The organism is Ruegeria sp. BC2, assembly GCF_056539245.1.
On record NZ_JBQFUQ010000001.1, the window covers coordinates 547,173 to 559,387 of the forward strand.

Genomic DNA, 12,215 nt, shown 5'->3' on the forward strand with positions numbered 1-12,215 from the left:
CATGGCGGAAAACTGCCGAGCAAGGAGACAGAATGCGCACGGTCATCTTCGATCTGGACGGGACTTTGGCCGATACGTCGGGCGATCTGCTGGCGGCGGCCAACCATTGTTTCCGGCAGATGGGGCATGGCGACGTGCTGGTGCACGGGCAGGATGCGGCGGTGGCTTTGCGCGGCGGGCGGATGATGCTGACCCACGGGCTGAAACGCGTGGGCGCCTATGACGAAGAGACCGTGAACGCCTATTACCCGGTCCTGCTCGAGGCCTATGGGCAGGCGATCGACACCCACACCACCTTCTATCCCGGCGCGCTGCAGGCGGTCGAGGCGCTGAAGGCCGCCGGATACGGTGTCGGCATCTGCACCAACAAGCCCGAGGCGCTGGCCGAGCTGCTGATGACGCGGCTGGGAGCGCGGGCGTTGTTCGGCTCGTTGGTGGGGGCGGACACGCTGCCGGTGCGCAAGCCCGACCCCGCGCCGCTGCGTGAAGCGGCGCGCCGGGCCGGCGGGCTTCCCGACCACTGCATACTGGTGGGCGACTCGGATACCGACCGTAACACGGCCCTCGCCGCAGGGGTGCCTTCGATCCTTGTGACCTTCGGCCCGTCCGGTGATGACATGGCCGCACTGCAGCCCGATGCGCTGCTGCACCATTTCGACGATCTGCCCGCAATCGTGGCCGAGCTTGTGGGCGCGGCGGCCTGATCTCTTGACCCGCGCTGCGACTGGCCCCACAAACGACGCCATGACCGAGCGATTTTCTGGCAGTTTCACCCAGCAGGAGCCGATCCCCGACGAGGCGATCGAGGCGGCGCTGGCTGTTCTGCGTCACGGGCGGTTGCACCGCTACAACGTGGCCCCCGGAGAGCTGAGCGAAACCGCCCTGTTGGAACAGGAATTTGCCGCGCAGATGGGTGCGAAATACTGTCTGGCCGTGTCGTCGGGCGGCTATGCGCTGGCCACGGCCCTGCGTGCCGTGGGTGTCCAGCCGGGAGATGCGGTTCTGACCAACGCCTTCACGCTGGCCCCGGTGCCGGGGGCGATCGCCTCGGTCAATGCGCGCCCGGTTTTCGTGGGCGTGACCGAGGGGCTGACCATCGATCTGGACGATCTGGCGGCCAAGATGGACCGCGCCAAGGTTCTGATGCTCAGCCACATGCGCGGGCATCTGTGTGACATGGACCGGTTGATGCAGATGTGCGACGCCGCCGGGGTGACGGTGATCGAGGATTGCGCCCACACGATGGGCGCCGCCTGGCGCGGACAGTTGTCCGGCCGTCAGGGGGCGATCGGCTGCTATTCCTGCCAGACCTACAAACATGTGAACTCGGGCGAGGGTGGTCTGTTGATCACCGATGACGAGATGCTGGCGGCCAAGGCCACGATGCTGTCGGGCTCGTACATGCTGTACGAACGCCACCTTGCGGCGCCGGGTCCCGAGGTGTTCGAGCGGATCAAGTACACCACGCCAAACGTGTCGGGGCGGATGGACAATCTGCGCGCGGCGATCCTGCGCCCCCAGTTGCGCGATCTGGATCGGCAGGTGCGGCGCTGGAACGAACGCTATGCCGAGATCGAGGCGGGTCTGCGCGGCACACCCGGCCTGACCATCGTCGAGCGGCCTGCCGAGGAGAGCTATGTCGGCTCGTCGATCCAGTTTCTTCTACTGGATTGGGCGTCTGAGCAGATCGCCGAGGTTTTGCGGCGCTGCGCAGATCGCGGGGTCGAGCTGAAATGGTTCGGCGGGGCTGAGCCAACCGGGTTCACCTCGCGCTATGACAGCTGGCGCTATGCCGAGTCGGAGCGGATGCCCGAGACCGACCGGATTCTGCGCGGGATCATCGACATGCGCGTTCCGCTGACCTTCTCGCTGGACGATTGCCGTCTGATTGCCGGCATCATCCGCGCCGAGGTCGGCGCTGTTTTCCAACGGTAACTCAATCGAGTGCGCCATGCGGCGCACGCTCGAACCCTGCACAAGCCGCCTTGGGGCGGCTTTTTCATTTGGGTCACGCGATGATTGACCGCGCGGGGAAAGGTCTGTATCAGTTTATTGAACACCTGTTCATTAACGCGAAAGAGGAGAGCGCGGATGTTCACGGCGACAATGCAATTCGATCTGGGTGAAGATGTGAACGCGCTGCGCGAGATGGTGCACCGCTGGGCGCAGGAGCGGGTCAAGCCGGTGGCGGCCGAGATCGACAAGACCAACGCCTTTCCCAACGAGCTGTGGAAGGAAATGGGTGAACTCGGTCTGCTGGGCGTAACCGTTCCCGAACAGTATGGAGGCGCCGAAATGACCTATCTGGCGCATACGATCGCGGTTGAAGAAATCGCACGCGCCTCGGCATCGGTGGCGCTGTCCTACGGGGCGCATTCCAACCTATGCGTCAACCAGATCAAGCTGAACGGCACTGAAGAGCAGAAGCAAAAATACCTGCCGCGCCTGATTTCGGGCGAACACGTAGGTGCCCTTGCCATGTCGGAACCCGGCGCGGGGTCGGATGTTGTGTCGATGAAACTGCGGGCGGAAAAGCGCAACGACCATTACCGCCTGAACGGCAACAAATACTGGATCACCAACGGTCCGGATGCCGATACGCTGGTCGTCTATGCCAAGACCGACCCGGAGGCCGGGTCCAAGGGCATCACCGCCTTCCTGATCGAGAAAGAGATGAAAGGGTTCTCGACCTCGCCCCATTTCGACAAGCTGGGCATGCGCGGGTCGAACACGGCCGAGCTGATCTTTGAAGATGTCGAGGTGCCCTTCGAGAACGTGCTGGGCGAAGAAGGCAAAGGCGTTGCGGTTCTGATGTCGGGCCTCGACTATGAGCGCGTGGTGCTGGCCGGCATCGGCACCGGCATCATGGCTGCCTGCCTGGACGAGATCATGCCCTATCTGGCCGAGCGCAAGCAGTTCGGCAAACCGATCGGAACCTTCCAGCTGATGCAGGGCAAGATCGCCGACATGTACACCGCGATGAACTCGGCCCGGGCCTATGTCTACGAGGTGGCCAAAGCCTGTGACCGGGGCGACGTGACCCGGCAGGATGCGGCGGCGTGCTGCCTCTATGCATCCGAGCAGGCGATGGTGCAGGCGCATCAGGCCGTTCAGGCCATGGGCGGGGCCGGGTTCCTGGCGGATGCGCCGGTTAGCCGGATCTTCCGCGATGCCAAGCTGATGGAGATCGGCGCGGGCACCAGCGAGATCCGCCGGATGCTGATCGGCCGCGAATTGATGAACGAAATGCTCTGAAGAAAAACGCCTCGCCGACGAGGTCACGGCGAGGCGTATCCGATCGAAGGATCAGAAGCGATGGACGTAGGACACGCCAACCAGCCACGGATCGATCTCGGCCTTGCCGATGTCGGCTCCGTTGAGGGTGACGTCCGAGTCGATGTCGAACCAGCGGACGTTCAGGCGAACCGCGCCCTTGTCCGTGACCATGTAGTCCAGGCCGGCCTGCAGCGACACGCCGAACGAGTCGTCGACCTTCAGATCGCCCAGCGGCGATTCCTCGTCAAAGAACACGGTGTAGTTCAAACCGGCGCCGACATAAGGTTTCCAGGCGCTGCTGGTTGCAAAGTGGTAGTTCAGCGACAGTGTGGGCGGCAGGTGCTTGACGCTGCCCGCGTCGACACTTCCGCCCAGCGTGATGTCATGGCTGAACGGCGTTGCGGCCAAAAGCTCGATGCCCAGATTGTCACGAATGAAATACTCGGCGGTGAAGATCGGGCGGGTGTCCGAGTCGACGTCGGCGCTGAAGCCGGCGAGGGATCCGTTGTCGGATTTCGGGTCGAGGTAGCCGATACCGACACCAACGGTCCAGTCTCCCTGAGACTGGGCGAATGCGGGGGCCGAAACAGCGGCCAACGCGGTGGAAAGGGTGAGGATGGCGAGTTTGCTGGTCATGTTCTTGCCTTTGGTTTTGTGTGCAAGCCGACCATGCCTGAAGGACGGGGCGGCCACTCTGATCTGCATCAAGTTTCGTTGATGTTCGATATTCAATTTGGCGCGGCAAGTCGCTTAAATTTAAGGGAAAAACGCCATGCGTCCCGCTGAGGTCATACCGGGTTTGCGGTCTGGTGGCAGCTGGGACATTCCGCCCAGGCTGAACATGGCACGTCAGTGCCTGTCGCGGCCTAGTGAGCAGGTGGCGATCCTCGATCTGTCTTCCGAGGCTACGACCGAGGTCACCTATGGTGAACTGGAACAAATGACCGACCGGCTGGCGCGCGGGTTGCTGGGCAGGGTGCAACCCGGCGACCGGGTCGGCGTCCTGCTCAGCCAGTCGCCGTGGTGCGCGGCGGCGCATCTGGCCATCTGGAAGATTGGGGCAATCTCGGTGCCGTTGTTCAAGCTGTTCAAACGCGATGCCCTGGCCTCGCGCCTCGGCGATGCGGGGGCCGGGTATGTGCTGACCGACGGCGAGGGCGCCGGTATGCTGGGTGATCTGGCGCAGCCGCTGATCGTGTCCGAGCTTGGGGCGGACGGGCCTGCCGTGGATTTTGCTGACACCGGTCCCGAGGATCTGGCGGTGCTGATCTATACCTCGGGCACGACGGGCAAGCCCAAGGGCGCGCTGCACGGGCACCGGGTGCTGACCGGGCATCTGCCGGGCGTTTCGATCAGCCACAACCACCTGCGCGCGGGCGACTGCCTGTGGACGCCGGCCGACTGGGCCTGGATCGGCGGGTTGTTCGACGTGCTGATGCCGGGGCTGGCGCTGGGCATTCCGGTCGTTGCCGCGCGGCTCGACAAGTTCACCCCCGAGGCCTGCGCGGACGTGATCGCGCGCGGCGGCGTGCGCAACGTTTTCTTTCCGCCCACGGCCCTGCGGATGCTCAAGGCCGCGGATGTGACGATCCCCGGCCTGCGGTCCGTGGCTTCGGGCGGAGAGCCGCTGGGCGCGGAAATGCTGGCGTGGGGACAGCGGGCCTTTGGTCTGACGATCAACGAATTCTATGGCCAGACCGAATGCAATATGGTGGTTTCCTCCTGCGCCGAGGATTTCCCCGCGCGCCCGGGCTGCATCGGCAAACCGGTGCCGGGGCATGAGGTCGCGGTGATAGACGCTGACGGCAACCCGACCGACGCCGAGGGTGATGTGGCCATCCGGCGCGGCTCAGCCTCGATGCTGCTGGAATACTGGAACAACCCGCAGGCCACGGCCGAGAAGTTTCGCGGCGATTGGCTGATCACCGGTGACCGCGGCGTGTGGGAGGACGACTATCTGCGCTTTGTCGGCCGCGAGGATGACGTGATCACCTCGGCCGGCTACCGCATCGGCCCGGCCGAGATCGAGGATTGCCTGCTGACCCATCCGGCGGTGGCCACCGTGGGCGTGGTCGGCAAACCTGATCCGCTGCGGACCGAGATCGTGAAGGCCTATGTGGTGTTGAAACCGGGGTCCGAGGCCTCGGAGCAAGAGCTACAGGATTGGGTCAAGGACCGTCTGGCGCATTATTCCTACCCGCGAGAGGTGGCTTTTGTGCAAGACTTGCCTTTGACCGTGACGGGAAAAGTCATTCGCAAGGAATTGAAACGTCGCGCGTCCGAGGAGATGTGCCATGGCAGATAAATCCAGCGTCCGGACCGGAATCGAGTTCAGCGCGACAGTCATCGCGGTCATCGGGGCCGTGTGGGCCGGAAAGACCTATTTCGAAACGTGGATGCACGACACGATCGACAAGGCGGTCGAAGAAAAGATCGCCGTCATCGAAAAACTGCAATTGGCCGACCTTCTGGTTTTATACGGCTACCCGGATGAGGCCATCTCGGAATTGCGCAAGATCGCCGATCGGGTCGCCAGGCTGGACGCCGATGACAAACGAAAGATCGCCTTTTACGACAACTATCTGGATGCGGTGGCCGATTCCGACGGCACCCTGAAATTCGAACCGGAAATCCGGATGTTGCACTCGGTTTTCAGCAATGAAATGCAGACCGACGGCTGGCATGACGAGAAGCTGGCCTATGTCGCGATGTTCCTGCCCGAGGCGCAGGCGGATGATGGATATTTCGACCGTCAGGTCGTTGGGCGGCTCAAACTTGCGGTCAACCAGTACGAGGCCGATGACGACCTTGAGAGCCTGGCAGGCGCCTACCGCAACCTGTCGCTGGCCTATCTGTGCCGGGGTGAACAGGACCAGGCCGTCGAGGCGATGGAAATGGCGGCCGAGATGCAGCCGTTCGAGTATTATTTCATGGTTCCGATGTGGGACCTTGAGGACTTCCTCGAAGAGCCGGAAATCAAGAAGCTGGACACCGTCTGCTCCAGCAACGTGTCGCAGGGCTATGCGCGCATCATGCAGAGCTTTGGCGTCAGCGAAAACCCCGTTCGCGAATTTCTGAGAGAGTATACCAGATGAAGCTGCGATCTTCCGCTTTGCCCTCGTCCGATGGCTTCAAGCAAAACCGTGCCGCGCACCTTGAGGCGCTGGCGCAGATCTCCGAGGCCGCCGAGGCCGCGCGCATGGGTGGGGGCGAGAAATCGCGCGAACGCCATGTGTCGCGGGGCAAGATGCTGCCCCGGCGGCGGGTGGCCAACCTGCTGGATCCGGGGTCTCCGTTTCTGGAAATCGGCGCGACGGCGGCGCATGGCATGTACGGTGGCGCGGCCCCCTGTGCCGGCGTGATCGCGGGGATCGGCCGGGTGCAGGGGCAAGAGGTCATGGTGGTCTGCAACGACGCGACCGTGAAGGGCGGTACCTATTATCCGATGACGGTCAAAAAGCACCTGCGCGCGCAGGAGATCGCCGAGGAAAACCATCTGCCCTGCATCTATCTCGTGGATAGCGGCGGCGCGAACCTGCCCAACCAGGACGAGGTCTTTCCCGACCGCGACCATTTCGGCCGCATCTTCTACAACCAGGCACGGATGAGCGCCAAGGGCATCCCGCAGATTGCCGTGGTGATGGGCTCGTGCACCGCGGGCGGCGCCTATGTGCCGGCCATGTCCGATGTGACGATCATCGTCAAGGAACAGGGCACGATCTTTCTGGCCGGCCCGCCGCTGGTCAAGGCGGCGACGGGCGAGGTCGTCAGCGCCGAGGATCTGGGCGGCGGCGATGTGCACACGCGCCTGTCCGGCGTGGCCGACTATCTGGCCGAGGACGACGCGCACGCGCTGGCTCTGGCCCGCCGGGCGGTTGGGTCGCTGAACCGACACAGGCCGCAGACGGTGGATTGGGCCAGCCCCGAAGACCCGGCTTATGACCCCGAGGAAATTCTGGGCGTCGTCCCGGCCGATCTACGCACCCCGTATGACATCCGCGAGGTGATCGCGCGCTTGGTCGATGGCTCGCGCTTTGACGAGTTCAAGCCTCGGTTCGGTGAAACGTTGGTGACCGGCTTTGCCCATGTCAAAGGCTGCCCCGTCGGCATCGTCGCCAACAATGGCGTGCTGTTTTCCGAGGCCGCGCAGAAGGGCGCGCATTTCGTCGAATTGTGCAGCCAGCGCAAGATCCCGCTGGTCTTCCTGCAAAACATCACCGGGTTCATGGTCGGCCGCAAATATGAGAACGAAGGCATCGCGCGCCACGGCGCCAAGATGGTGACGGCGGTGGCTTCGACCAATGTGCCCAAGATCACCATGCTGGTGGGCGGCTCTTTCGGGGCCGGGAACTATGGCATGGCGGGCCGCGCCTATCAGCCACGGTTCCTGTGGACGTGGCCGAACAGCCGTATCTCGGTCATGGGCGGCGAGCAGGCCGCCGGTGTTCTGGCTACGGTCAAACGCGACGGGATTGAACGGCAGGGTGGCACATGGTCGGCCGAAGAAGAGGCCGAATTCAAACGCCCGACGCTGGAAATGTTCGAGGAACAGTCGCACCCGCTTTATGCCTCTGCCCGGCTATGGGATGACGGCATCATCGACCCGCGGAAAAGCCGCGACGTGCTGGCCCTGTCGCTGAGCGCCGCGTTGAACGCCCCGATTGCGGACACGCGCTTTGGCGTGTTCCGGATGTAGAAGGGGCGGTTCGATGCTGGAAAGCTTGAAAGAAAGATATCCGGGGGCCGAGACCTTTCAGTTTGGCGACAACCGCGCATTGTGCGACGAATTGCTGGCTCTGGTCCGCTCGGGGCACAAGACCGCGACATGTGGCGCGTTGCGTGACTTTACGGCGGGTGGCGAGGCGATGCCGCAGGCAGGCCGCCGCGACATCGCCCTGGACTGGGACGGACGGCCCGCGCTGGTCATCGAAACGGTCGAGGTGACGGTCCGGCGCTATTGCGATGTGGACGAGGCATTTGCCCTGGCCGAGGGCGAAAACGACAGCCTGGAAGGCTGGCGCGAGGATCATCGCAGATATTTCGAACGAAACGGCGGCTTCGACCCGAAGATGGAGTTGGTCTGCGAACGGTTTCGCCTTGTGGAAGATCTGGCAGGGAAAGGGTAACGGCCATGTTTGACAAGATCCTGATTGCCAACCGGGGCGAGATTGCCTGCCGGGTCATCGAAACCGCGCACAAGATGGGCGTGGCCTGCGTTGCCGTGTACTCGGATGCGGACACGGCCGCCAAACATGTGCAGATGGCGGATGAGGCCGTACATATCGGCGGGGCGGCTCCGGCCGACAGCTATCTGAAGGGGGACGTGATTATTCAGGCCGCGCTGGATACGGGCGCGCAGGCGATCCACCCCGGCTATGGGTTTCTGTCCGAGAACCCCGATTTCGTGGATGCGGTTCAGGCGGCGGGCCTGACCTTTATCGGCCCATCGGCGGATGCGATCCGCAAGATGGGCCTGAAGGATGCCGCCAAGGCGCTGATGGAGCAGGCCGGCGTCCCGGTCGTACCCGGCTATCACGGCGACAACCAGGACCCCGAGCATCTGGCCGGTGCGGCCGACACGATCGGCTATCCGGTTCTGATCAAGGCGGTGGCCGGCGGTGGTGGCAAGGGGATGCGGCTGGTCGAGAAACCCGCGGATTTCGCGGCCGCCCTGGACAGTGCCCGGGGCGAGGCCAAGACCGCCTTTGGCAATGATGCCGTTCTGGTCGAGAAATTCGTGGCCAAGCCTCGCCACATCGAGGTTCAGGTCTTTGGCGACGGCACCCATGCAGTGCATCTGTTCGAGCGTGACTGCTCGCTGCAGCGCCGCCACCAGAAGGTGATCGAGGAAGCACCGGCCCCCGGAATGACGCCCGAGATGCGCGAAGCGATGGGGCAGGCGGGCGTGCGCGCGGCCGAGGCTATCGGCTACAAGGGCGCGGGCACGGTCGAGTTCATCGTCGATGCCTCGGACGGGCTGCGCCCCGACCGGTTCTGGTTCATGGAGATGAACACCCGCCTGCAGGTCGAACACCCGGTGACCGAGGCCATCACCGGCATCGACCTGGTCGAATGGCAGTTGCGGGTTGCGGCGGGGGAAAGCCTCCCAAAACAGCAGAGCGAGTTGTCGATCAATGGCCATGCCTTCGAGGCCCGGCTCTATGCCGAGGACGTACCCAAAGGGTTCCTGCCCGCGACGGGCACCCTGACCCATCTGGAGTTTCCGCACGGCTGCCGCGCCGACAGCGGCGTGCGGGCGGGCGACACGATCAGCCCATGGTATGACCCGATGATCGCCAAGGTGATCGTGCACGGCCCGACCCGCGCGGTGGCGTTGGAACAACTGCACCGCGCGCTGCGCCAAACGCAGGTGGCGGGAACCGTCACCAACCTGTCTTTCCTGGGCGCACTGACCCGGCACGCCGGGTTTGCGGCAGGCGATGTCGATACCGGGTTGATCGGCCGCGATCTCGACGATCTGGTGCGCGAAACCGCCGTCAGCCCGGCAATGACCGTTGCGGCCGCGATGGCCGCGACCGGACTGGACAAACCCGCCGAGGACACCGGGTTTACCCTCTGGGCCCCGCTGCACCGGGCGCTTCAGCTGAAGCGCGACGGCGAGGTTCTGGATCTGGACGTCCAGGTCGCAGGGCCGGACCGACAGGACTGGCAGGTTAGCGGGACCACCGTGATCGCCGAACGGGTCAATGGGCGCTGGATCATCGACGGCCAGCCGATGCCGCCGGTTGCGATTGCAGGCCACGATGTCACCGTGTTCGACGCCTATGGCGTGAGCTTCGAGGTACTGGACCCGCTGGACCGCGACGTCAGCGCCGCCGGTGATACCAACGTGGTCGAGGCTCCGATGCCTGGGCTGGTCAAGGCGGTATTCGCCGCGCCGGGACAGGCGGTGAAGGAGGGCGACCGGCTGGCCATACTCGAGGCGATGAAGATGGAGCATTCGCTGCTGGCCGCCCGCGACGGTGTCGTGGCCGAGGTTCTGGCCGAGGCCGGATCGCAGGTCGAGGCCGGCGCGGCGCTGGTCCGGCTGGAAGACGACTGAAACCCTGAACGCCCGCCCTGAACGGGGCGGGCCGGGACTGAACAGGAGGGCACCGCCATGGCGGAACGTGTCGAGATTTTCGAAGTGGGGCCGCGCGACGGGCTGCAGAACGAAAAGCGCGAAATCCCGGTTTCCGAGAAGATCGCGCTGGTCGACTGCCTCAGCCGGGCGGGGTTCAGCCGGATCGAGGTGGCCAGTTTCGTTTCGCCCAAATGGGTGCCGCAGATGGCCGGCAGCGCCGAGGTTCTGGCCGGGATCACCCGCGCCCCCGGCGTGCGCTATGCCGCGCTGACCCCGAACATGCGCGGCTATGAGGACGCGCTGGCTGCCGGGGCGGATGAAATCGCGGTGTTTGCCTCGGCGTCGGAGGGGTTTTCCAAGGCCAACATCAACGCGACCATCGCCGAATCCATCGAGCGGTTCGTCCCGATCCTCGAGGCGGCGCGCCATATCGACCTGCCGGTGCGCGGCTATGTTTCCTGCGTGACCGACTGCCCCTATGACGGGCCGACTCCGCCCGCCAAAGTGGCCGAGGTGGCCGACCTGCTGTTCTCGCACGGCTGTTACGAGATCTCGCTGGGCGACACGATCGGGCAGGGGACACCCGACAGCATCGCGCGGATGCTGCTGGCAGTGCGTGAATATGTGCCCGCGACCCGCCTGGCCGGCCATTTTCATGACACCAACGGGCGCGCGATCGACAATATCGACGCGTCGCTTGCGCTGGGCATTCGAGTATTCGACGCAGCCGTAGGCGGATTGGGCGGCTGCCCCTACGCGCCGGGCGCGGCCGGGAATGTGGCAACCGAAGCCGTGGCCGCGCATCTGGAGCGGCTGGGCTATGACACCGGACTGGACGCCGCTGTGCTGAACCAAGCGGCGGAAATGGCCCGCGCGATGCGGGCGGGATAAGAGGCTGACATGTTTGAAACCATCTCGATTTCCACCGATTTGCGCGGCGTTGCCACGCTGACGCTGAACCGACCGGAAAAACACAACGCGATGTCGGCGCAGATGATCGCCGAGTTGACGCAGGCCGCCGTGCAGCTGGGGGAAACCAACGACGTGCGCATCGTAGTTCTGACCGGCGCAGGCAAAAGCTTCTGCGCCGGGGGCGACCTGGGCTGGATGCAGGCCCAGATGGCCGCCGACCCCGAGACCCGCTTTGTCGAGGCGCGCAAGCTGGCTGAGATGCTGAACGCCCTGAACTCCCTGCCCAAGCCGTTGATCGGCGCGCTGCAGGGCAACACCTTTGGCGGGGGTGTCGGGATGGCGTCGGTTTGCGACGTGGCCATCGGCGTGGACAGCCTGAAAATGGGTCTGACCGAAACCCGGCTGGGACTGATCCCGGCCACTATCGGGCCCTATGTCATCGCCCGCATGGGCGAGGCCCGCGCGCGGCGCGTGTTCATGTCGGCCCGTCTTTTTGATGCGGCCGAGGCGGTAGAACTTGGCCTGTTGGCGCGGGACGTTCCGGCAGATGAGTTGGATGCCGCGATCGAAGCCGAAGTGCAGCCTTATCTGTCCTGTGCGCCGGGCGCCGTGGCCTCGGCAAAGGCGTTGGTTCGGGACCTCGGGCCGCGCATCGACGCCGCGGTGATCGACCACACGATCCGGGCGCTGGTCGACCGCTGGGAAACGGACGAGGCGCATGAGGGAATCAGCGCTTTTTTCGACAAGCGAAAACCTTCATGGAATAGTAAGGTTTGACCGCCCGCGGCCATTTGAAGCCAAGGGCTTGCGCCTAATGCAGCGCTGGGCGTCGGCAAGCCGAATATTCGGTGCCATGCGCGCTTCTGCTCGGTTGACCCTCTGACCCCGCGCGGATAGAGAATGTCCAGTCAACACGCCAATTGACGGCGCGTCTCGTTCGGGA

The 12,215-nt window shown here is 64.3% G+C and carries 11 protein-coding genes; 10 read left to right on the forward strand and 1 reads right to left on the reverse strand.

Features of this window, described 5'->3' with window-relative positions; all coding sequences use genetic code 11:
* The first annotated feature begins 32 nt into the window (after nucleotides 1–32).
* The 3 genes from ACR0CU_RS02660 (at nucleotide 33) to ACR0CU_RS02670 (ending at nucleotide 3,255) form a co-directional block, all read left to right on the forward strand.
* The gene (locus ACR0CU_RS02660; protein WP_170340984.1) at nucleotides 33–704 is read left to right on the forward strand and encodes an HAD-IA family hydrolase; all 672 of its coding nucleotides are present in this window, start codon (nucleotides 33–35) and stop codon (nucleotides 702–704) included.
* Between the two features lie 40 nt (nucleotides 705–744).
* A complete protein-coding gene (locus ACR0CU_RS02665; RefSeq protein ID WP_170445016.1) occupies nucleotides 745–1,935 on the forward strand; it encodes a DegT/DnrJ/EryC1/StrS family aminotransferase in 1,191 nt (396 codons plus the stop codon).
* A gap of 156 nt (nucleotides 1,936–2,091) precedes the next feature.
* The gene (locus ACR0CU_RS02670; RefSeq protein WP_170445018.1) at nucleotides 2,092–3,255 is read left to right on the forward strand and encodes an isovaleryl-CoA dehydrogenase; all 1,164 of its coding nucleotides are present in this window, start codon (nucleotides 2,092–2,094) and stop codon (nucleotides 3,253–3,255) included.
* Between the two features lie 51 nt (nucleotides 3,256–3,306).
* Here ACR0CU_RS02670 and ACR0CU_RS02675 read toward each other — a convergent pair whose 3' ends face one another.
* Nucleotides 3,307–3,912, reverse strand: a complete 606-nt coding sequence (locus ACR0CU_RS02675; protein ID WP_170357333.1) for an OmpW/AlkL family protein — start codon at nucleotides 3,910–3,912, stop codon at nucleotides 3,307–3,309.
* A 136-nt stretch (nucleotides 3,913–4,048) separates the two neighbouring features.
* Here ACR0CU_RS02675 and ACR0CU_RS02680 point away from each other — a divergent pair, with 136 nt between their 5' ends.
* From ACR0CU_RS02680 to ACR0CU_RS02710, 7 genes are read left to right on the forward strand one after another with little or no spacing between them, the layout of a single operon-like run.
* Nucleotides 4,049–5,581 (forward strand): AMP-binding protein, encoded by a 1,533-nt coding sequence (locus ACR0CU_RS02680; RefSeq protein WP_170445021.1) that lies wholly within the window; start codon nucleotides 4,049–4,051, stop codon nucleotides 5,579–5,581.
* Nucleotides 5,571–6,371 (forward strand): hypothetical protein, encoded by an 801-nt coding sequence (locus tag ACR0CU_RS02685; RefSeq protein WP_170445024.1) that lies wholly within the window; start codon nucleotides 5,571–5,573, stop codon nucleotides 6,369–6,371. Before ACR0CU_RS02680 ends, ACR0CU_RS02685 begins: the two co-directional genes overlap by 11 nt.
* Nucleotides 6,368–7,972 carry a carboxyl transferase domain-containing protein gene (locus ACR0CU_RS02690; RefSeq protein ID WP_480642402.1) on the forward strand — a complete coding sequence of 535 codons (1,605 nt, stop codon included), beginning with the start codon at nucleotides 6,368–6,370 and terminating at the stop codon, nucleotides 7,970–7,972. The genes ACR0CU_RS02685 and ACR0CU_RS02690 overlap by 4 nt, the downstream gene beginning before the upstream one ends.
* A 13-nt stretch (nucleotides 7,973–7,985) precedes the next feature.
* The gene (locus ACR0CU_RS02695; protein WP_480642404.1) at nucleotides 7,986–8,402 is read left to right on the forward strand and encodes an ASCH domain-containing protein; all 417 of its coding nucleotides are present in this window, start codon (nucleotides 7,986–7,988) and stop codon (nucleotides 8,400–8,402) included.
* Between the two features lie 5 nt (nucleotides 8,403–8,407).
* Nucleotides 8,408–10,339, forward strand: coding sequence for an acetyl/propionyl/methylcrotonyl-CoA carboxylase subunit alpha (locus ACR0CU_RS02700; protein WP_480642406.1), 1,932 nt, complete (start codon nucleotides 8,408–8,410; stop codon nucleotides 10,337–10,339).
* Between the two features lie 57 nt (nucleotides 10,340–10,396).
* Nucleotides 10,397–11,251, forward strand: coding sequence for a hydroxymethylglutaryl-CoA lyase (locus tag ACR0CU_RS02705; protein ID WP_170445036.1), 855 nt, complete (start codon nucleotides 10,397–10,399; stop codon nucleotides 11,249–11,251).
* A gap of 9 nt (nucleotides 11,252–11,260) precedes the next feature.
* Nucleotides 11,261–12,049 carry a crotonase/enoyl-CoA hydratase family protein gene (locus ACR0CU_RS02710; RefSeq protein WP_170445039.1) on the forward strand — a complete coding sequence of 263 codons (789 nt, stop codon included), beginning with the start codon at nucleotides 11,261–11,263 and terminating at the stop codon, nucleotides 12,047–12,049.
* Nucleotides 12,050–12,215: the final 166 nt, after the last annotated feature.

Bases quoted from the DNA above. Each gene is read 5' to 3' on its own strand.
- ACR0CU_RS02695 (WP_480642404.1), top strand. From the start codon at position 7,986: ATGCTGGAAAGCTTGAAAGAAAGATATCCGGGGGCCGAGACCTTTCAG.
- ACR0CU_RS02710 (WP_170445039.1), top strand. From the start codon at position 11,261: ATGTTTGAAACCATCTCGATTTCCACCGATTTGCGCGGCGTTGCCACG.
- ACR0CU_RS02690 (WP_480642402.1), top strand. From the start codon at position 6,368: ATGAAGCTGCGATCTTCCGCTTTGCCCTCGTCCGATGGCTTCAAGCAA.
- ACR0CU_RS02675 (WP_170357333.1), bottom strand. From the start codon at position 3,912: ATGACCAGCAAACTCGCCATCCTCACCCTTTCCACCGCGTTGGCCGCT.
- ACR0CU_RS02700 (WP_480642406.1), top strand. From the start codon at position 8,408: ATGTTTGACAAGATCCTGATTGCCAACCGGGGCGAGATTGCCTGCCGG.
- ACR0CU_RS02670 (WP_170445018.1), top strand. From the start codon at position 2,092: ATGTTCACGGCGACAATGCAATTCGATCTGGGTGAAGATGTGAACGCG.
- ACR0CU_RS02685 (WP_170445024.1), top strand. From the start codon at position 5,571: ATGGCAGATAAATCCAGCGTCCGGACCGGAATCGAGTTCAGCGCGACA.
- ACR0CU_RS02665 (WP_170445016.1), top strand. From the start codon at position 745: ATGACCGAGCGATTTTCTGGCAGTTTCACCCAGCAGGAGCCGATCCCC.
- ACR0CU_RS02660 (WP_170340984.1), top strand. From the start codon at position 33: ATGCGCACGGTCATCTTCGATCTGGACGGGACTTTGGCCGATACGTCG.
- ACR0CU_RS02705 (WP_170445036.1), top strand. From the start codon at position 10,397: ATGGCGGAACGTGTCGAGATTTTCGAAGTGGGGCCGCGCGACGGGCTG.
- ACR0CU_RS02680 (WP_170445021.1), top strand. From the start codon at position 4,049: ATGCGTCCCGCTGAGGTCATACCGGGTTTGCGGTCTGGTGGCAGCTGG.